Origin of the sequence: Yersinia proxima (genome assembly GCF_902170785.1) — a bacterium.
Taxonomy (GTDB): Bacteria; Pseudomonadota; Gammaproteobacteria; order Enterobacterales; family Enterobacteriaceae; genus Yersinia; species Yersinia proxima.
In genome coordinates, this window is sequence record NZ_CABHYG010000013.1 from 146,396 (window position 1) to 165,260 (window position 18,865).

Below are 18,865 nucleotides of genomic sequence, written 5' to 3' on the forward strand. Positions count from 1 at the left end.
AGTGTTCCTTAATAACAATGAAAGCCTTGTGGGTTCAACAAGGCTATGTGTGGATGATTGTAATAATGACTAAGAGATCATGATCTCCTGTAGCAGGCGGCTGCCAAAATAAGCCAAAGTCAGTAAAAATGCACCTGCGAAACTGAACCAAATCACTCTACGTCCGCGCCAACCTTCATGGTAATGGCCCCACAATAAAACGATGTAGACAAACCAGGCCATGATTGATAACACCGCTTTATGGACGTTTTCTTTACTGAATATATCATCCATATAAAGCAAGCCAGTACACAGCGTTAGGGTCAGTAAAACCACCCCGATTTGGGTGATGTGAAACATTTTACGTTCAATGCTCATCAAGGGCGGCATATCAGCATTAAAGGTAACTTTTTTATTTTTTAACTGATAATCGAGCCACGCTAATTGTAGGGCATATAGCGCTGCAATGATAAGGGTTGCGTAAGCAAAGAGTGCGAGCCCAATATGAATGAAAATGGCTGGGCTGGCCTCCAGATGAGTAATGAACTCACCAGGGAGCAGACTGGCAAGTGCCAGATTGATCATGGCAAAACTGTAAACAATCGGCAGCAAGAACCAGCCACGACCTTGCGAGGCGACGATAGTCATGATGGTACAAATCATCAACCCGACAATGGAGCCGATATTCAATAAAGTGAGATTTTGTCCGCCGCTGACATCAAAAACCTGATGCTTTAGAGCAATAGCATGGCACACTAGTGCCACGACGGCAGAAACCAGCGCTAACCGCCGGTAAGCACTATTTTTCTGCACCAGGCTTGGGACAATCAAACCCAGGCTGAGCGAATAGGCGATCAAAGCCAAAATGGAGAACACGGGCATAGCGTTATATGAGCATCGGCTAAGTGAATTAGATAGCCAGTATAGCGTCGAGCGCGTCCCTCTCCAACCGATCTCCGACGTGAGGGCAGAGATCGTTTAATCTTCGTGTTATAATCCCCCCATTGTGTCGCCAGAGCGGCCTGTTTCCACGTTGAGTATGAGACAATGTTTGAGAACTTAACTGATCGATTGTCGCGCACACTGCGCAATATCAGCGGCCGTGGCCGGCTGACAGAAGAGAATATTAAAGAAACGCTACGTGAAGTACGCATGGCGTTACTGGAAGCTGACGTAGCTCTGCCGGTTGTTCGTGATTTTATTAACCGGGTAAAAGAGCGCGCTGTCGGGCATGAGGTAAATAAGAGCCTTACGCCAGGGCAAGAATTCGTCAAAATCGTTAAAAATGAACTTATTGCCGCAATGGGCGAGGTCAATAACGAACTAAACCTGGCTGCTCAACCGCCAGCGGTGGTGTTAATGGCTGGCTTGCAAGGTGCAGGTAAAACCACCAGTGTGGCTAAGCTGGGTAAGTTCCTTAAAGAAAAACAGAAGAAAAAGGTGCTGGTTGTTTCCGCTGACGTTTATCGCCCTGCGGCGATCAAACAGTTGGAAACCCTGGCTCAGGGTGTTGGCATTGATTTCTTCCCGTCTGATGTGCAGGAAAAACCGATTGATATCGTCAATCGTGCTCTACAGCAGGCGAAACTTAAATTTTATGATGTCCTGATTGTCGATACCGCCGGTCGCTTGCACGTTGATGAAGCGATGATGGACGAAATCAAACAAGTTCATGCTGCGATTAATCCGGTTGAAACCTTGTTTGTGGTTGATGCCATGACCGGTCAGGATGCTGCCAATACGGCAAAAGCATTTAACGAAGCGCTGCCGCTCACCGGTGTCGTGCTGACCAAAGTTGATGGTGATGCCCGTGGCGGTGCTGCGTTATCTATCCGTCATATTACCGGCAAGCCGATTAAGTTCCTCGGTGTCGGTGAAAAGTCAGATGCACTTGAACCTTTCCATCCCGATCGCGTGGCTTCACGTATTTTGGGAATGGGCGATGTTCTGTCGCTGATTGAAGATATCGAAAGTAAAGTTGACCGTGCACAAGCGGAAAAACTGGCAACTAAGCTGAAAAAAGGCGATGGCTTCGATCTCAATGACTTCCTGGATCAACTGAAGCAAATGCGCAATATGGGCGGTATGGCCAGCATGTTGAGTAAAATGCCAGGTGCGGGCCAGTTGCCAGATAACGTGAAATCGCAGATGGATGACAAGGTGACCGTGCGGATGGAGGCTATCATCAACTCGATGACGCTGAAAGAACGCGCCAAGCCAGAAATCATTAAAGGTTCACGTAAGCGCCGTATTGCCACTGGTTCTGGTGTGCAAGTGCAGGATGTTAACCGCTTACTCAAGCAGTTCGATGAAATGCAGCGCATGATGAAGAAAATGAAAAATGGTGGCCTGGCCAAAATGATGCGTGGCATGAAAGGTATGATGCCACCGGGTTTCCCTGGCCGCTAAATGTCACACCCAAAGTGATTGGAGTCGCAGGTAGGCGGCCAGTAAACGAATCTCGATGAGCTTACTCAAGTAAGTGATTCGGGTGAGCGCGCGCAGCTAACAACCCTGCGACTTCAAGTCCGAAGGGTATATTTCGCGCTGTGATGTTAACCGGCGTGATGTGAGTAAAGATTTCCCGTTGAAAACAGCGGTAAACGAAGAGAATTGTGCTCATTACAAAACTGGCGCATAGGAATCTACGCTTTAGATTGCTTTTTGCGCCAAAATGAGTAAAATTTTCGGGCTTTTTATATTGCAACTGGACCCCGTTCCCCGATGGGGTCCAGTTGTTTTATTAACTAAAGAGGATGTTATGGTAACAATTCGTTTGGCTCGTGGCGGCGCTAAAAAGCGTCCGTTCTATCAAGTAGTAGTGACCGACAGCCGTAATGCTCGTGACGGCCGTTTCATCGAACGTGTAGGCTTCTTTAACCCGATCGCATCTGGTCAGGCTGAACCTCTGCGTTTGGACCTGGACCGTATCGAACATTGGGTTGGCCTGGGTGCAACAGTTTCTGATCGCGTATCTGCGCTGATCAAAGAAGCTAAGAAAGCAGCTTAATCTGTCGCGGTGGTGGTTCTTATGAGCAAGCAACTCAATCCAGTAGTTCCCGAACAGCCGATTGTACTCGGTAAAATGGGTTCAACTTACGGCATTCGCGGTTGGCTCAGAGTATTTTCATCCACCGAGAACGCCGAAAGTATTTTTGATTACCAGCCGTGGTTTATCCAGCAGGGTGGTAAGTGGCAGCATGTCGAGTTGGAAGACTGGAAGCGCCACAGTCAGGATCTGATCATTAAAGTTAAAGGTGTTGATGATCGGGATGCAGCGAATCTACTGACCAATTGTGAAATTGTCGTCGATTCCAAACAACTGCCTGAACTGGAAGAGGATGATTACTACTGGAAAGACCTTATGGGCTGTCAGGTAGTAACAACCGCGGGTTACGAACTAGGTAAAATCATCGATATGATGGAAACCGGTTCTAACGATGTGATGGTAGTAAAGGCAAACCTGAAAGATGCATTCGGTATGAAGGAGCGGTTGGTCCCGTTTCTTCATGGGCAGGTTATCAAGAATGTCGATCTCACTGCTCAACGTGTTGAAGTAGATTGGGATCCTGGTTTTTGACCTCCGAATTAAACGGCAAAGATGAGTGGAACAAAACAATGTGGATTGGTGTTATTAGCCTGTTTCCCGAGATGTTCCGCGCAATAACCGATTACGGGGTGACTGGCCGGGCAGTAAAAAATGGCCTGCTGAGCGTGCAGTGTTGGAGTCCTCGTGACTTTACCTACGACCGGCATCGTACCGTGGATGACCGCCCATATGGTGGTGGCCCGGGAATGTTGATGATGGTGCAACCGCTAAGGGAAGCCATTCATGCAGCAAAAGCAGCGGCAGGCGAGGGAGCAAAGGTGATTTATCTGTCACCTCAAGGGCGCAAACTGGACCAAACCGGTGTTTGCGAACTGGCGACTAATCAGAAGATGATTCTGGTGTGTGGTCGGTACGAAGGAGTTGATGAGCGCGTAATCAAAACCGAAATTGATGAAGAATGGTCAATTGGAGATTACGTTCTCAGCGGTGGCGAGCTACCAGCAATGACTCTGATAGATTCAGTATCCCGCTTTATCCCGGGTGTGCTGGGTCATCAGGCCTCAGCGGAGGAAGATTCCTTTGTTGATGGATTGTTGGATTGCCCACACTACACTCGTCCTGAGGTGTTAGAAGGGATGGAAGTACCGCCAGTTTTACTGTCGGGTAACCATGCCGAGATTCGTCGCTGGCGCTTAAAGCAGTCGCTGGGCCGTACCTGGCTTAGAAGACCTGAACTTCTAGAAAGCCTAGCTCTGACTGACGAGCAAATGGTGTTGCTGGCTGAGTTCCAACGGGAACACAAGCCCTGAAGCAACAGAACTATGAAAGGAATGTTGTGCCGCGTGCCAACTTCCTGATATATCAGTTTACCTAGGGTAAGAGACTTATTATGAGCAATATTATCAAGCAAATCGAACAAGAGCAGATGAAGCAAGACGTGCCTGCATTCCGTCCGGGTGATTCCGTGGAAGTTAAGGTATGGGTTGTTGAAGGTTCTAAAAAGCGTCTGCAGGCATTCGAGGGCGTGGTTATCGCTATTCGTAACCGCGGTCTGCATTCTGCGTTCACCGTTCGTAAAATTTCCAACGGCGAAGGTGTTGAGCGTGTATTCCAAACTCACTCCCCAGTAATCGACAGCATTACTGTGAAACGTCGTGGTGCCGTTCGTCAAGCGAAACTGTACTATCTGCGTGAGCGTACTGGTAAGTCTGCTCGTATCAAAGAGCGCCTTAACCGCACTAACTAAGGTACAGCTCAGGCTTCATCCAAAAGTTAATAGTTATGAAGGGGTTAGCCATGTGCTAACCCCTTTTTTTATTCCTATACTCGTCATATTTCAAATTGCATATGCATTAGCTGCCTTCCTGTACTCGAATTATTTAGAGTATAAAAGATAAATAGAAGGGATATCAGAGGGAATTAGCGTGGCATCACACCACGCTATAGATAATGATTAGAGGCCGTAAACCAGAGTTACCGACGTAGTGGTATCGGTATTTTTGGGAGCGCTGGCAGGTGGCTTGGTGTTATAAGTGGCAACATAGGCTAAACGTAATGCAAAACTTTTATTGATAGCCACGTTCAATGCCGTTTCTGAGTTCAACGTCGTTTCTTCGTTTGCCAGAGCTGAAACGCCTTCACTGAACACGGTGTTGTCGGTTAACTGATAAGTATAGTTACCGCCAGCATAGGCTAAGGCTTTCGTCGCACGTCCACCTTCATAAAACTCATCATGGCGAACTCCTGGACCAAATTCCACCCGCAGATTATGCAGTGGTGTGGTCATAATCTGACGACCATAACCGGTGGTTAAAACAGAGCGGGAATCAAAACCGTTATAACGATCACTCAACCAACTGGCTTGCCCAAACAGGTAATTTCGATCAGTCAAATTATAACGAGTACGGCCACCTAACTGATAACGTTCGGAAGAGCGTTCATTGTTGGCGCTAGTATTACGGGCCGCCCCCCACAAACTATAAGCGGTATTAGGCTGAAACCAGGTTAACGTTGAGTTGGCAGTCAATGTTGAGTTAGTGGTATTGCCTGACTGGGCGGTATAACCTGCTTCAACGGTACCATCGAAGCTCTTTTTGGCTGTGGCTGGATCGTCTAAGGCAGTAAAAACAGTCGCGTCAGCAAGAACTGAGGTGCTGATGAGAGATAAAGCGAGTGTGCTGATATAAAACGGCAACGCCCTGGTATGACGCAAAGAAAACATAATAGGTCCATGGTGAAGAAAATGATTTTTGTGATGCGGCACGCATTGTAGCAGTTGTGATCCTACTTACTCAGAAGATATTTCGGATTGAATAATTAATTATAATAAGAGGTTTTTTTTGATGAGTTCATTCTTAAAATGTAATAAACAGCAAGAATCTGCACTTGGATACATACGAGATAAATAAACGAAAGAGCCAGAATTGCTCTGGCCCCTAATTTAGTTCTCACGTGTTTTTACATAAAAGTGGTGACTAACACGTAGCCGGTAATGCATGAACAGATAACACCGATAAGGCCTGGGATAATAAAGCTGTGGTTAATAATAAATTTGCCAATTTTGGTAGTGCCTGAGCGGTCAAAACCGATACAAGCCAGATCACTTGGGTAGGTTGGCAGAACAAAGTAGCCGTAAGCTGCAGGGAAGAAGGCAATTAGCATCTTAGGGTCAACACCCAACTGCAATCCCATTGGAGCAATGGCAGTAAGCGCGGCGGCCTGGCTATTAACCAATTTTGAAACCAGAAATAGAACGATGGCATAGGTCCATGGATGGCCTTTCACCACATCTTCCAGTACGAGTTTCAGGTCACCCATATGAGCCTGGAAGAAGGTATCACTCATCCAGGCAACGCCGAATACAGAGAATATGGCTACCATACCCGCCTTGAATACCGCGCCGTTAGAGATATCGCTGGGTTTAACTTTACAACCAATCAGAATAACGGCACCGGCAATCAGCATCATCATCTGAATAACCAGATTCATTGATAATGACTGCATTTTGCCTTTAACTTCAAAAGCAGGACGCAGGTCTGCAAATGCGCCCAGTAAGACAACCAGCGCGATAGCAACGAAAAATATCCCGGTTGACCAATAGGCTTGTTTCGGGAAAACCTGATTTAACAAGGTATCTGTAGAACCATAGATAAAGTCGCGCTGCTCAGGGTCTTTGATTCTTGCCTGGAAATCTGGGTCTTTATCCAGATCTTTACCACGGCGTAGGCTCCACAATGCAGCCATCAGCACCCCAACTAAAGACGCTGGCACCGATACGGCCAGAATTTCCAGAATACTATAAGCCTGACCTATACCGTGGTTGGCACCAATAATTGATACTAATGACACCACTGCGACCGATACCGGGGAAGCTGTAATTGCCATTTGCGAGGCAACTGATGCAACCGCCATTGGTCGTTCCGGACGAATACCTTTTTTAATGGCAATATCAGAAATAATAGGGAACATGGTATAAACAACATGTCCGGTGCCACATAAAAAGGTTAATGACCACGTTGTAAATGGTGCCAATAGCGTAATATGCTGAGGATGTTTTCGTAATAATCGTTCAGCAAATTGCATCATTACATTTAAGCCACCGGCAGTTTGTAATACAGCAGCACATCCAATAACGGCTAATATTGTCAGCATCACATCGACAGGGGGTTTACCTGGTTCGAGGCCAAAGATAAAAGTCAGAATAAATAAACCAATACCACTTATTAACCCCAGTCCCATGCCGCCATAGCGTGTACCGACTAACAGGCAGAGAATTATAATTATAAATTGTAGTGTTATCATAATATTACCTTGCTTCCAACATGAATGAAATTCCGTTGTATTTAGCCGGTTTTAAGCAATAAACATGGCTCTAACTCATTTTTATCTATCAGAGCACAGATTGAATTGATTAAAACCTTGCTAATATCAAGGCTATATTGTTTAGTTATGTAATTAATTAAATCTGGGATCTGCCTCTGTTTTTATATCAGTCCGGACTTTTCTAATTAATTAAAGTGGAATTGGAAGGTGCTAATAAGATATAAAATCATGTTGTGAAAATAATGTATTAATATTGTTTTAAAAAATCACCAATACCACAATGGTGCAACATATAAATATATCCCAGAGTAAAATAGCTGTTAGTTAATTCCTAATTTCTCTTTAAGCGGTTTCAAATAACGGCGGCTTACGGGGATATGTTTACCACTGCGGGTGATCACTTCGGCAGAGCCGTTGTCCATCAACTGTATCTCACCCAGTTGTTCAGTATTCACCATATATTGGCGATGGCAGCGGACAAAAGGGGTTTTCTCTTCCAGCGTTTTGAGTGATAGCTGGGTATAACCCGATTGTACGGTTCCGACTACATGCACGCCGCTCAGCTCAGAACTGAGATACTCTACCTCTTCAATTTTCAGTAAAAAAATACGGTTATGACCGGAACAAGGAATATGGCGCAGCATTGGCTCTGTGATTTTATGTAAATTATTATTTACACTAAGGCCTCTTCTTAGACGAACTAGCGTTTTGGCTAACCGTTGCTGGTCGAGCGGTTTTAACAGATAGTCAAAGGCATGTTCTTCAAAAGCACGGATAGCATATTCATCGTAAGCGGTAACAAACACGATCTGCGGCATCTTTTCTGGATTGAGCATCGAAGCCAACTCCAGGCCATTAATTCTCGGCATTTGGATATCGAGAAATATCACATCGGGTTGCAGGCGTTGGATTGCGGGGATGGCTTCCAGGGCGTTGCTACATTCGGCGACGATCTCAATATCATGTTCTTCACTTAATCTCTCGCGTAAATCTTCACGCGCAGGTTGTTCATCGTCGACGATGATGACTCTTAACATACGGCCTCCACAAATTTTCCGCATTTTATCATGGCCTCAGGGGGAGGTTAGGAGCATCTGCAGAAACTGCGACTCACCGCAAAAGTCAGAACAAAATATGCCTGTAAATATGCGGGTAATTATTTATTTACACATATGGATTGAAATGTTTACACATCGTGATATTGTGGAGACCTCAAACGACAAACACGCTAAACGACATCCGCTAAACAGAGACAGGTAAAGAATATGATCATGCAAAAAGATGCGCTCAATAATGTCCACATCAGTGCCGAACAAGTACTGATAACGCCGGAAGAACTGAAAAATCAGTTTCCATTGAGCGACAATGATCAGTATGCGATTGCTAGCGCGCGCAAAACCATTGCTGACATTGTTCAAGGACGAGATCCGCGCTTATTAGTGGTATGTGGTCCTTGCTCTATTCACGATGTGGATGCGGCTCTGGATTATGCGCGTCGTTTGAAAACGCTTTCTGCACAATTAAGTGACAGCCTGTACATCGTGATGCGTGTCTATTTTGAAAAGCCGAGAACCACGGTCGGTTGGAAAGGTTTGATCAATGATCCGGCAATGGACGGCTCTTTTGATGTGGAAAGAGGGTTGCATATTGCACGTCAATTATTGCTGGATTTAGTCGGCATGGGGCTGCCTCTGGCAACTGAAGCGCTGGATCCGAATAGTCCACAATACTTAGGCGATTTATTCAGTTGGTCAGCTATTGGTGCGCGCACCACTGAATCACAAACTCACCGTGAAATGGCTTCGGGTTTGTCGATGCCAGTTGGGTTTAAAAATGGCACTGACGGCAGTTTGGGCACGGCTATTAATGCTATGCGTGCCGCCGCCATGCCACACCGCTTCATGGGGATTAACCAGTCAGGTCAGGTTTGCTTATTGCAAACGCAGGGAAATCCACACGGTCATGTGATTTTGCGTGGCGGTAAAACACCTAATTACAGTGCACAAGATGTCGCGCAATGTGAAAAACAGATGCAGGATGCGGGACTCGTTCCATCCTTAATGATAGATTGCAGTCATGGTAATTCGAATAAAGACTATCGTCGTCAGACTGCGGTCGCTGAATCTGTGGCTGAACAGATCAAGGCTGGCAATCGTTCTATCACTGGTGTGATGCTGGAAAGTAACATTCATGAAGGTAATCAATCCTCTGAGCAACCACGCGCTGATATGCGCTACGGTGTTTCAGTGACCGATGCCTGTATTGATTGGGACAGTACCGAAACCCTGTTACGAGGCATGCACCAGGAATTACGTTCAGCGCTGGCGGCACGGACTGCAGAGGAAAAGTAAGTATGGTGGCTGAACTGACCGCTTTACGTGATCAAATTGATGAAGTCGATAAAGCACTATTGGATTTGCTGGCAAAGCGCCTGCATTTAGTCGCAGAAGTAGGTGAAGTTAAAAGCCGTTATGGTTTGCCTATTTATGTTCCAGACCGTGAGGCGGCGATGTTGGCCTCACGCCGACAGGAAGCCGAGGCTTTAGGTGTTCCACCTGATTTGATTGAAGACGTATTGCGTCGGATAATGCGAGAGTCTTATACCAGCGAAAACGACAAAGGGTTTAAGACGCTATGCCCACAGCTGCGCCCGGTGGTCATCATTGGTGGTGAAGGGCAAATGGGGCGCTTATTTAACCGAATGCTCACACTGTCCGGATATCAGGTAAAAACGCTTGAGCAACAGGACTGGGCAAAGGCTGAATCTATTTTGGCAGATGCCGGGATGGTGATTGTCAGTGTGCCCATTCATATCACTGAAGAAGTGATAGCCCGATTGCCAAAATTGCCGTCAGATTGCATTTTGTTGGATCTTGCTTCAGTCAAAAATAAACCGCTGCAAGCCATGCTCGCTGCCCATGAAGGGCCGGTGGTAGGATTACACCCAATGTTTGGGCCAGATGTTGGTAGTCTGGCAAAGCAAGTAGTGGTGTATTGCGATGGGCGTGACCCGCAAGCCTATCAGTGGCTGCTTGAGCAGTTACAGGTGTGGGGCGCGAGATTACATCGTATTAGTGCGGTTGAGCATGACCAGAATATGGCGTTCATTCAAGCATTGCGCCATTTTGCAACCTTTGCCTATGGGCTACATTTAGCAGAAGAAAATGTGCAGCTTGAGCAGCTATTGGCGCTCTCTTCACCGATTTATCGGCTGGAACTGGCCATGGTGGGCCGGCTATTCGCCCAAGATCCACAGCTTTACGCCGACATTATCATGTCATCGGAAGATAATCTGGCGCTGATTAAACGCTATTACAAACGTTTTGGTGAGGCGATCACCTTGCTTGAGCAAAGTGATAAACAAGCCTTTGTGCAAAGTTTCCAGAAAGTTGAGCATTGGTTTGGGGATTATGCGGAACGCTTCCTGGTAGAGAGCCGTTCATTATTGCGTCAGGCGAACGATAATCGCCAGTAATCATCCCCGTCATCTTTCAAGCCGCAGGTGTGTTGGCTGCACTCGTTTACCCGAATCACTTACTTGAGTAAGCTCATCGGGACTCACTTGTTTGCCGCCTTCCTGCAACGTGAAATCTATAGGGTATAGATCTCACGTTGCGTAAAGCCTAATGGAAGAGCCTCAAAAGCGACGTCAGCTCGGATTGACCGGAACCACGTTTTCACTTGGGTAGCAGCCTAATACTTTTAATGACCGAGTTATTGGCGTCAGATCTGCCAGCGCTTTTTGCATAGATTCAGAACGCAAGTTAGCCTGTACATCGATATAAAACATCTCTTCCCACGGATTGCCATTTATTGGCCGTGATTCGAGTTTCGTCATGATGATACCGTGATCTCTCAGTACCAGTAGTGCTTCAACCAATGCCCCTGACTGTTGGCCTGTCGCCATAATTAGGGTGGTTTTTGCCGGGATTTGGTCAGAGACATCAATAGCTTTACGGGCAAGAACAATAAAGCGAGTGATGTTCTGCTGCTGATTTGCCAGATTGTGCTCCAACACCTGCAAATTATACAGCGCGCCACCGGCTTCACTTCCTAATGCAGCCGCTTCAGGCGAGTTCAATTGCGCTACTTTTTCCATTGCCGCAGCACTGCTTTCGCAATACTCGATTTTCCAATGCGGGAAACGGTTAATGAATTGACTGCACTGCTGGAAAGGCTGTGGATGGCTGTAGACGGTTTTAATTTTACTCAGATCTGTTTCAGCCGCGACCAGCACACAGTGATCAATCGGATTGGTTATCTCACCGACAATTGACAAGCTGGTGTGTTGCAGCAAGTCATATACATCATTAATAGAACCTGAACTGGTGTTCTCTATGGGTAATACGGCGTAATCCGCCTGGCCTGTTTCTACTTGAGTAAAGATATCCTGGAATTTTTGGCAACCACATTCAATCAATTGTTCAAAGTGACGAGCCGCATATTGGCGCGCTGCCAGATGTGAGTAAGAGCCTTTTGGACCAAGGAAGGCGATACGGGCTGAGTGCTGGGCGGTTTGATTTAGCTGATGTTGTAACAGTGCCTGCTGAGTTAATACTGAATCTTCAATAATCAGCTGGAACAGGCGAGTGATATAGAAGCCATCAAGGTCATAAGGTTTGGCGGCGGTGATGAGCGCATCCAGCAAATCACGCTCACGCTCTTTATCGCGGATCGGGCGGTGATGAAGTTGTTTGGTTTTAGCCACATCTACCGCTAATTCACGCCGTTCTGCCAGCAATGCCAGCAGTTTTAAGTCTAGTGCGCTGATGCGTTCACGTAGCACCAGTAATGGATTATCGGTCATAGGGATTTGCCTTAATTATCATTCTAAATGTTTTGTGCATAAAAAAAGCCTCCCGCTTGGGAGGCTTTGTTGTTCGTCTTCGCATTCTTTATCACACGACGAAACGCCTCCCAATCAGGGGAAGGTAAAAAAGAATGCGAAGAAAAACACTTTATTCATCATCGTTGCTGCTTACCTGTTATTGAAGGCTGTTTTTGATACTGACTGAAACGATATGTTATAGCTAAAACAAGCAGCCTCTAAACTAACCGCCAGCCTGAATTGCTGTCAATAAAAAACGCGCCCAAAGGCGCGTTAGATCCGAAATGAGATGGATTATGCCGGCTATTGTTGCTGCTCGGACTCTTCTTCCTCTACATCTACATCTGCTGACTCCAGATTAGCTTCTTTAACACTGCTTGCTGCGCGACGAGCTTCACCTTTGTGTTGCACTTTATTTAATTGGCGTTCTAGTTTGGTGATCAGTTCATTAATTGCAGCATACATATCATCATGTTTGGCACTGGCAACCAATGGGCCCATCGGTGTACTGATTGTGGCGTCTGCAACAAATCCTTGCGGATCTTTAGACAGTACAATATGTGGGTTTATCAACTGGGCCTGCCATTTATCCAGTTTGGTGAGACGGTCTTCGACATGTTTACGGATTGCTGGGGTAATATCCATTTGTTTACTGGTGATGTTGACTGTCATATGACTTACCTCTCTGTCTACTCCATCTTGGATAACTTCAGCATACCTCGCTTTTTACCAAAATGTATGATCAAGATCACTAATTTTTGTCACTTTTTGCAAAGGTCGTGGGAACTGTGATTTAACGTCAGGAATAGGTGCTGAGGGCTTGAATCATTGAACAGAATGCCGCATTATCGATAAGTTATATCGCCTGGATATAGTCAAAAACGGCATTATTTTTGCCTTTCCGATAAGATATCAGCGCGATAGTCTGATGACATGAATCTCTTGGATTTATGATGATAAGACAGAATTGAAAACGGCAGCCTAGGCTGCCGTTTGTTATTTTCTCGTAACTGACAATATCAGGCTGGGTTGGCCGCAATTATCTTGGCAACTTTGTCTGCCTCTGCATTCAGTTGCAATTGCTTATAAGCATTTTCCATCAACGGTAGCGCATCGCGAGTTGCTTGAGTATCCGGATAATCTCTCAACATTTGCTCGACACGGTTAACTACCGCGACGTAAGCGCCTCGTTTAGTGTAATATTGCGCCACGGCCAATTCATGCTTGGCCAGACGATTTTTCAGGAACACCAAACGTTTTTGAGCGTCAGTTGCGTATTGGCTGTTCGGATAACTTTGAATCAACTGGTTAAAATCGCGGAATGCAGCTTTAGCATGTTGCGGATCGCGGTCTGAACGATCAATCCCAAAGAAGCCTTGCAATGCGCTGTCATCCAGAGCCATGTCAGTCAAACCACGCATATATAATACGTAATCGATGTTAGGATGTGTGGGATTGAGGCGCATAAAGCGATCGATTGAGGCTTGCGCCAACGGCAGATCAGCAGATTTATAATACGCATAAATCAAATCAAGCTGAACTTGCTGGGAGTAAGGCCCGAAAGGATAGCGGTTATCTAACGCTTCTAGTTGCGTAATGGCTCCCTTAAAGTTACCGTCCTGCAGTTTTTGCTGAGCGGTAGCATAGAGCTCAGAAGGCGGGTTATCGGGAACCACGTCCTTGTTACTGGAGCAACCGGTCAGCACCAGGCTCAACGTGGCGGCAGCCACCAGATATTTCATACGCGTCATGACGTTTTGATTATCCTCGAAGTGTTATTCCGGGAGACTGTCCGTTAAGCTCCCGACAAAGATCTAGATACAATAGCACATTATATTAAACGGCATCGCCGTCAAAACCCAACGTTAACGAACAAGAAGCTGCATATGGCACAACAAGTACAACTCAGCGCAACGGTGGCCGAATCACAACTCGGTCAACGGTTAGATCAGGCTTTGGCCGAATTGTTCCCTGATTATTCAAGATCTCGCATAAAAGAATGGATCTTGGAAGACAAGGTGACTGTAAACGGTAAAACTATTAACAAGCCTAAAGAAAAAGTGTTGGGTGGTGAGCTCGTCGCAATTGACGCGCAAATTGAGGAAGATGCCCGCTGGGCGCCTCAAGAAATCCCACTGGATATCGTCTATGAAGATAACGATATTCTCGTTATTAATAAACCCCGTGGTTTAGTCGTGCACCCTGGCGCCGGTAATCCGGACGGCACGGTTCTGAATGCATTGCTCTACTATTATCCAGAAATCATGGATGTCCCACGCGCGGGTATCGTACATCGCCTGGATAAAGACACCACGGGCTTGATGGTGGTGGCGAAAACCGTTCCGGCACAGACTCGTTTGGTGGAAGCGCTCCAAGCGCGTGAGATTACCCGTGAATACGAAGCGGTAGCAATCGGCAATATGACAGCTGGTGGCAGAGTTGACGAGCCTATTTCTCGTCACTCTACCAAGCGGACACATATGGCGGTGCATCCGATGGGTAAACCGGCGACCACGCATTATCGTATTATGGAGCATTTCCGTGCTCATACTCGCCTGCGCTTGCGTTTAGAAACGGGCCGTACACACCAGATCCGTGTGCATATGTCTCATATCAACCATCCGTTGGTAGGCGATCAGCTGTATGGCGGTCGTCCACGTCCACCGCGCGGTGCCTCTGATTCCTTTATTGCTATTTTGCGCGGCTTTGACCGCCAGGCGCTGCATGCAACTATGTTGCGTTTGTATCACCCAATCAGTGGCATTCAAATGGAATGGCATGCGGCATTACCAGAAGATATGGTTGAGCTGATTAATGCGCTGAAAGCCGATACTGAAGAATTCAAAGATCAGATGGATTGGTAATGAACAAGCTGATACTTCCCGACTGGCCGATGCCTGCCACTGTTAAGGCATGTAGTACTACCCGTCATGGTGGTATCAGCGAATTCCCTTATGATTCATTAAACCTTGGCACCCATGTCGGGGATATTGTCGCCAGTGTGGTTGCAAATCGCCAATCTTTAGTGGAGCAAGCGGGATTGCCGCAAATGCCTGTTTGGCTCGAGCAGGTGCATGGCACTCGTGTCCTGCATCTGGACGGCAAGACTATTTCTGATGTACAGGCCGATGCTGTTTATAGCCGCGTCGCTGGGCAAGTTTGTGCCGTAATGACAGCAGATTGTTTGCCAGTGCTGTTTTGCTCGTCGGCAGGTGATGAAGTGGCCGCTGCTCATGCGGGGTGGCGTGGCCTTTGTGCCGGTGTTCTGGAGCAAACGTTAGCTCAGTTCAATGCTGGCTCTTCTTCTATTATTGCCTGGTTAGGCCCGGCAATTGGCCCGCAGCAGTTTGAAGTGGGTGAAGAGGTTAAACAGGCATTTATCCAAATCGACGCACAATTCGCGACTGCGTTCACACCTTCCGGCTCTAAATATCTCGCCGACATCTATTTATTAGCTCGATTGCGGTTACAGGCCGCAGGTATTCACGCTATATATGGCGGTGATCGCTGCACAGTGACTGAAAAACAACATTTTTTCTCTTATCGGCGCGATGGAATCACTGGACGTATGGCAAGTTTAATCTGGCTGATATAACCTATTGGGCTAGGGCGATCCGCTGGCGCATGACGTTGTACTTTAAATATAGTGTCGAAATAACCTTGAAAATTTGAGGGATGACCTCATCTAATCTCCAGTAGCAATTTTGACCAATATTGGAGGTGTTATGCGTCTGGATCGTCTTACTAGCAAATTCCAGCTTGCCCTCGCCGATGCCCAATCTTTAGCTCTTGGGCGCGACAACCAATTTATTGAACCGTTACATTTGATGAGCGCACTGCTCAATCAGGATGGGGGGACGGTTCGCCCATTGTTGACCTCGGCGGGTATTAATGTCGCCAGTTTGCGCAGCGGCATTGAGCAAGCATTAGGTCGTCTTCCACAAGTTGAAGGGACTGGCGGTGATGTTCAGCCATCAAATGAGCTAGTCCGTGTATTGAATCTTTGCGACAAATTAGCGCAAAAACGTGCAGATAAGTTTATTTCGTCAGAACTGTTTGTTCTGGCCGTACTTGAAGATCGCGGCACTTTAACTGACATGTTAAAAGCAGCCGGTGCAACAAAAGATAAAATAAATAAGGCAATTGAAGATATGCGTGGTGGTGACAAAGTTGATGACCAGGGTGCTGAAGACCAGCGTCAGGCATTGAAAAAATTCACTATCGACCTGACTGAGCGGGCGGAGCAAGGCAAGCTCGATCCGGTTATTGGCCGTGATGAAGAGATTCGCCGTACTATTCAGGTACTACAGCGCCGGACTAAAAATAACCCGGTGTTAATTGGTGAACCTGGTGTGGGTAAAACAGCCATTGTTGAAGGTCTGGCGCAACGAATCGTGAATGGTGAAGTGCCAGAAGGCCTGAAGCATAAACGTGTGCTTTCATTAGATATGGGTGCACTGATTGCAGGTGCGAAGTATCGCGGTGAGTTTGAAGAGCGCTTGAAAGGCGTGTTGAATGATTTATCAAAACAAGAAGGTAGTGTGATCTTGTTCATTGATGAATTGCATACCATGGTCGGAGCCGGGAAAGGCGACGGGGCGATGGATGCCGGCAACATGCTGAAACCTGCGTTAGCGCGCGGTGAATTACATTGCGTTGGTGCCACAACACTTGATGAGTACCGTCAATATATAGAGAAGGATGCGGCGCTAGAGCGGCGTTTCCAGAAAGTGTATGTGGCGGAGCCAACTGTTGAAGACACTATCGCCATTTTACGCGGGCTGAAAGAGCGCTATGAACTGCATCACCATGTGCAGATAACTGACCCGGCAATTGTGGCTGCGGCAACGCTATCGCACCGTTATATTTCGGATCGTCAGTTACCGGATAAAGCTATCGACCTTATTGACGAGGCTGGTTCTAGTATCCGTATGCAGATGGATTCAAAACCGGAATCATTGGATCGTCTGGAGCGCCGGATTATCCAATTGAAACTGGAACAGCAGGCATTGAAGAAAGAATCTGATGATGCCAGCAAAAAACGTCTGGAAATGCTCAATACCGAATTAGAGCAAAAAGAACGTGAATATTCAGAGCTGGAAGAGGAGTGGAAGGCAGAAAAAGCCGCCCTCACCGGAACTCAGAATATTAAAACCGAATTGGAACAAGCCAAAATCAGCTTAGAGCAAGCTCGTCGTGTGGGCGATTTGGCGCGGATGTCAGAACTTCAGTACGGTAAAATTCCTGAGCTGGAAAAACAGCTAGCGGCGGCAACGGCGCTTGAAGGGAAAACCATGAAGTTGCTGCGTAACCGGGTGACGGAAGCAGAAATTGCGGAAGTGCTGGCGCGCTGGACGGGGATTCCTGTATCTCGCATGCTGGAAAGTGAGCGTGATAAGTTGCTGCGCATGGAACAGGATCTACATAAACGCGTGATTGGGCAGGATGAAGCTGTTGAAGCTGTATCCAATGCTATTCGCCGTAGTCGTGCTGGGTTATCAGATCCGAACCGCCCAATTGGTTCCTTCTTATTCTTAGGGCCAACAGGGGTCGGTAAAACCGAGTTGTGTAAAGCGCTGGCAACCTTCCTGTTCGACAGTGATGATGCCATGGTGCGTATTGATATGTCCGAGTTTATGGAAAAACATTCCGTTTCTCGGTTGGTTGGTGCACCTCCAGGCTATGTGGGTTATGAAGAAGGTGGCTACCTGACAGAAGCTGTGCGCCGTCGCCCTTATTCTGTCATTCTGCTGGATGAGGTAGAAAAAGCGCATCCGGATGTATTCAACATTCTTTTACAGGTTTTGGATGACGGGCGTTTGACTGACGGGCAGGGTAGAACAGTCGACTTCCGTAATACGGTGGTCATCATGACCTCTAACCTCGGTTCCGATTTGATTCAGGAACGTTTCGGTGAAAGAAGTTATAGCGAAATGAAGGAAATGGTGATGGAAGTTGTTACTCACCACTTCCGCCCTGAATTTATCAACCGTATAGATGAGGTTGTTGTCTTCCATCCACTGGGTCGAGCGCATCTGGCTTCAATTGCCAGCATCCAACTGGAGCGCCTGTACAAACGGTTGGAAGAACGTGGCTATCAGGTCACCATCACTCAGCCTGCGTTGGAGTTCTTGGGCGAGACTGGTTTCGATCCTGTTTATGGTGCGCGGCCATTGAAACGCGCAATCCAGCAGGAAATCGAGAATCCACTGGCGCAACAGATACTTTCCGGCAAATTAATACCGGGAGTCCCTGTTACTCTTGATGTGGAAAATGGGCATATCATTGCCAAACAGTAATGGTAACTCCTTGAGGGGGCGAGAAATCGCCCCCTTTTTGTTGTCTTTTTCACCGTATTTCGTGTTTTTGCCGCATTAGTGAGCGGTTGAAAAGTTTTTTGAAATTAGGGGTTGCAGGCTGTCAGGAACTCCCTATAATGCGCCTCCACTGACCGGGAACAACGAAACACACTTCGCCGGGTCAGGAAGAGAAATGATTGAGTTTGACTTCGAAAGAAACCAAATAAACTCTTGACTCTTCAGCGGGAAAGCGTATTATCTGCCTCCCGCGTTACCGTAAGATTCGCCGCAAGGCAAACGGGTAACGAACGCTCTTTAACAATTTATCAGACAATCTGTGTGGGCACTCGCAAGACGATATCGAAGCCTGTTTCGACAGGCAGAAGA

General features: G+C 46.9%; 17 protein-coding genes and 1 other annotated feature. Of the genes, 10 read left to right on the top strand and 7 right to left on the bottom strand.

Going from position 1 to position 18,865, the window contains the following annotated elements; genetic code table 11:
* Positions 1-69: 69 nt before the first annotated feature.
* Positions 70-861: a cytochrome C assembly family protein gene (locus tag FTB31_RS11690; protein ID WP_050076093.1), complete on the bottom strand. Its 792-nt coding sequence runs from the start codon at positions 859-861 to the stop codon at positions 70-72.
* A 165-nt stretch (positions 862-1,026) separates the two neighbouring features.
* Between FTB31_RS11690 and ffh the strand changes: the two genes are divergently transcribed.
* The 5 genes from ffh (at position 1,027) to rplS (ending at position 4,775) form a co-directional block, all read left to right on the top strand.
* Complete coding sequence (ffh, locus tag FTB31_RS11695) at positions 1,027-2,388, top strand: signal recognition particle protein (RefSeq protein WP_005167432.1); 1,362 nt, start codon at positions 1,027-1,029, stop codon at positions 2,386-2,388.
* Positions 2,389-2,740: 352 nt separating this feature from the next.
* Positions 2,741-2,989 (top strand): 30S ribosomal protein S16, encoded by a 249-nt coding sequence (gene rpsP, locus FTB31_RS11700; RefSeq protein ID WP_050076147.1) that lies wholly within the window; start codon positions 2,741-2,743, stop codon positions 2,987-2,989.
* Positions 2,990-3,010: 21 nt separating this feature from the next.
* Positions 3,011-3,559: a ribosome maturation factor RimM gene (gene rimM, locus FTB31_RS11705; protein ID WP_005166009.1), complete on the top strand. Its 549-nt coding sequence runs from the start codon at positions 3,011-3,013 to the stop codon at positions 3,557-3,559.
* A 38-nt stretch (positions 3,560-3,597) separates the two neighbouring features.
* Positions 3,598-4,338 (top strand): tRNA (guanosine(37)-N1)-methyltransferase TrmD, encoded by a 741-nt coding sequence (trmD, locus tag FTB31_RS11710; protein ID WP_050076096.1) that lies wholly within the window; start codon positions 3,598-3,600, stop codon positions 4,336-4,338.
* Positions 4,339-4,418: 80 nt separating this feature from the next.
* A complete protein-coding gene (gene rplS / locus FTB31_RS11715) occupies positions 4,419-4,775 on the top strand; it encodes a 50S ribosomal protein L19 (protein ID WP_004393427.1) in 357 nt (118 codons plus the stop codon).
* A gap of 207 nt (positions 4,776-4,982) precedes the next feature.
* Here rplS and FTB31_RS11720 read toward each other — a convergent pair whose 3' ends face one another.
* The 3 genes from FTB31_RS11720 to btsR all read right to left on the bottom strand — a co-directional run bounded on the left by FTB31_RS11720 (position 4,983) and on the right by btsR (position 8,388).
* The gene (locus tag FTB31_RS11720; protein WP_050076098.1) at positions 4,983-5,750 is read right to left on the bottom strand and encodes a DUF481 domain-containing protein; all 768 of its coding nucleotides are present in this window, start codon (positions 5,748-5,750) and stop codon (positions 4,983-4,985) included.
* A 236-nt stretch (positions 5,751-5,986) separates the two neighbouring features.
* Positions 5,987-7,330 (bottom strand): anaerobic C4-dicarboxylate transporter, encoded by a 1,344-nt coding sequence (locus FTB31_RS11725; RefSeq protein WP_005167439.1) that lies wholly within the window; start codon positions 7,328-7,330, stop codon positions 5,987-5,989.
* Between the two features lie 341 nt (positions 7,331-7,671).
* A complete protein-coding gene (btsR, locus tag FTB31_RS11730) occupies positions 7,672-8,388 on the bottom strand; it encodes a two-component system response regulator BtsR (protein ID WP_077295861.1) in 717 nt (238 codons plus the stop codon).
* Between the two features lie 234 nt (positions 8,389-8,622).
* On the opposite strand from btsR, the gene FTB31_RS11735 reads away from it, so the two are divergent.
* Positions 8,623-9,702, top strand: coding sequence for a 3-deoxy-7-phosphoheptulonate synthase (locus tag FTB31_RS11735; protein ID WP_077295867.1), 1,080 nt, complete (start codon positions 8,623-8,625; stop codon positions 9,700-9,702).
* A gap of 2 nt (positions 9,703-9,704) precedes the next feature.
* A complete protein-coding gene (gene tyrA, locus FTB31_RS11740; protein WP_077295862.1) occupies positions 9,705-10,826 on the top strand; it encodes a bifunctional chorismate mutase/prephenate dehydrogenase in 1,122 nt (373 codons plus the stop codon).
* 174 nt (positions 10,827-11,000) lie between these two features.
* Here tyrA and pheA read toward each other — a convergent pair whose 3' ends face one another.
* The 3 genes from pheA to bamD form a co-directional block, all read right to left on the bottom strand.
* Complete coding sequence (pheA, locus tag FTB31_RS11745) at positions 11,001-12,158, bottom strand: bifunctional chorismate mutase/prephenate dehydratase (protein WP_227731399.1); 1,158 nt, start codon at positions 12,156-12,158, stop codon at positions 11,001-11,003.
* Between the two features lie 38 nt (positions 12,159-12,196).
* Positions 12,197-12,321, bottom strand: a sequence feature (Phe leader region).
* A 161-nt stretch (positions 12,322-12,482) separates the two neighbouring features.
* Positions 12,483-12,851, bottom strand: a complete 369-nt coding sequence (gene raiA / locus FTB31_RS11750) for a ribosome-associated translation inhibitor RaiA (RefSeq protein WP_050076103.1) — start codon at positions 12,849-12,851, stop codon at positions 12,483-12,485.
* A gap of 347 nt (positions 12,852-13,198) precedes the next feature.
* Positions 13,199-13,930 (bottom strand): outer membrane protein assembly factor BamD, encoded by a 732-nt coding sequence (gene bamD, locus FTB31_RS11755; RefSeq protein ID WP_019210866.1) that lies wholly within the window; start codon positions 13,928-13,930, stop codon positions 13,199-13,201.
* A gap of 135 nt (positions 13,931-14,065) precedes the next feature.
* On the opposite strand from bamD, the gene rluD reads away from it, so the two are divergent.
* From rluD to clpB, 3 genes are all read left to right on the top strand, one after another.
* Entirely contained in the window at positions 14,066-15,043 is a 978-nt protein-coding gene (gene rluD, locus FTB31_RS11760) for a 23S rRNA pseudouridine(1911/1915/1917) synthase RluD (protein WP_005166515.1), read from the top strand.
* On the top strand, positions 15,043-15,774 hold the full coding sequence (yfiH, locus tag FTB31_RS11765) for a purine nucleoside phosphorylase YfiH (RefSeq protein ID WP_227731400.1): 732 nt from the start codon (positions 15,043-15,045) through the stop codon (positions 15,772-15,774). Before rluD ends, yfiH begins: the two co-directional genes overlap by 1 nt.
* Before the next feature lie 130 nt (positions 15,775-15,904).
* The gene (gene clpB / locus FTB31_RS11770; RefSeq protein ID WP_227719802.1) at positions 15,905-18,478 is read left to right on the top strand and encodes an ATP-dependent chaperone ClpB; all 2,574 of its coding nucleotides are present in this window, start codon (positions 15,905-15,907) and stop codon (positions 18,476-18,478) included.
* Positions 18,479-18,865 lie beyond the last annotated feature (387 nt).

Coding starts and splice junctions, on each gene's coding strand:
- ffh (WP_005167432.1), top strand. CDS start 1,027: ATGTTTGAGAACTTAACTGATCGATTGTCGCGCACACTGCGCAATATC.
- btsR (WP_077295861.1), bottom strand. CDS start 8,388: ATGTTAAGAGTCATCATCGTCGACGATGAACAACCTGCGCGTGAAGAT.
- tyrA (WP_077295862.1), top strand. CDS start 9,705: ATGGTGGCTGAACTGACCGCTTTACGTGATCAAATTGATGAAGTCGAT.
- rplS (WP_004393427.1), top strand. CDS start 4,419: ATGAGCAATATTATCAAGCAAATCGAACAAGAGCAGATGAAGCAAGAC.
- rluD (WP_005166515.1), top strand. CDS start 14,066: ATGGCACAACAAGTACAACTCAGCGCAACGGTGGCCGAATCACAACTC.
- FTB31_RS11690 (WP_050076093.1), bottom strand. CDS start 861: ATGCCCGTGTTCTCCATTTTGGCTTTGATCGCCTATTCGCTCAGCCTG.
- clpB (WP_227719802.1), top strand. CDS start 15,905: ATGCGTCTGGATCGTCTTACTAGCAAATTCCAGCTTGCCCTCGCCGAT.
- rpsP (WP_050076147.1), top strand. CDS start 2,741: ATGGTAACAATTCGTTTGGCTCGTGGCGGCGCTAAAAAGCGTCCGTTC.
- trmD (WP_050076096.1), top strand. CDS start 3,598: ATGTGGATTGGTGTTATTAGCCTGTTTCCCGAGATGTTCCGCGCAATA.
- rimM (WP_005166009.1), top strand. CDS start 3,011: ATGAGCAAGCAACTCAATCCAGTAGTTCCCGAACAGCCGATTGTACTC.
- FTB31_RS11725 (WP_005167439.1), bottom strand. CDS start 7,330: ATGATAACACTACAATTTATAATTATAATTCTCTGCCTGTTAGTCGGT.
- bamD (WP_019210866.1), bottom strand. CDS start 13,930: ATGACGCGTATGAAATATCTGGTGGCTGCCGCCACGTTGAGCCTGGTG.
- pheA (WP_227731399.1), bottom strand. CDS start 12,158: ATGACCGATAATCCATTACTGGTGCTACGTGAACGCATCAGCGCACTA.
- FTB31_RS11720 (WP_050076098.1), bottom strand. CDS start 5,750: ATGTTTTCTTTGCGTCATACCAGGGCGTTGCCGTTTTATATCAGCACA.
- yfiH (WP_227731400.1), top strand. CDS start 15,043: ATGAACAAGCTGATACTTCCCGACTGGCCGATGCCTGCCACTGTTAAG.
- FTB31_RS11735 (WP_077295867.1), top strand. CDS start 8,623: ATGCAAAAAGATGCGCTCAATAATGTCCACATCAGTGCCGAACAAGTA.
- raiA (WP_050076103.1), bottom strand. CDS start 12,851: ATGACAGTCAACATCACCAGTAAACAAATGGATATTACCCCAGCAATC.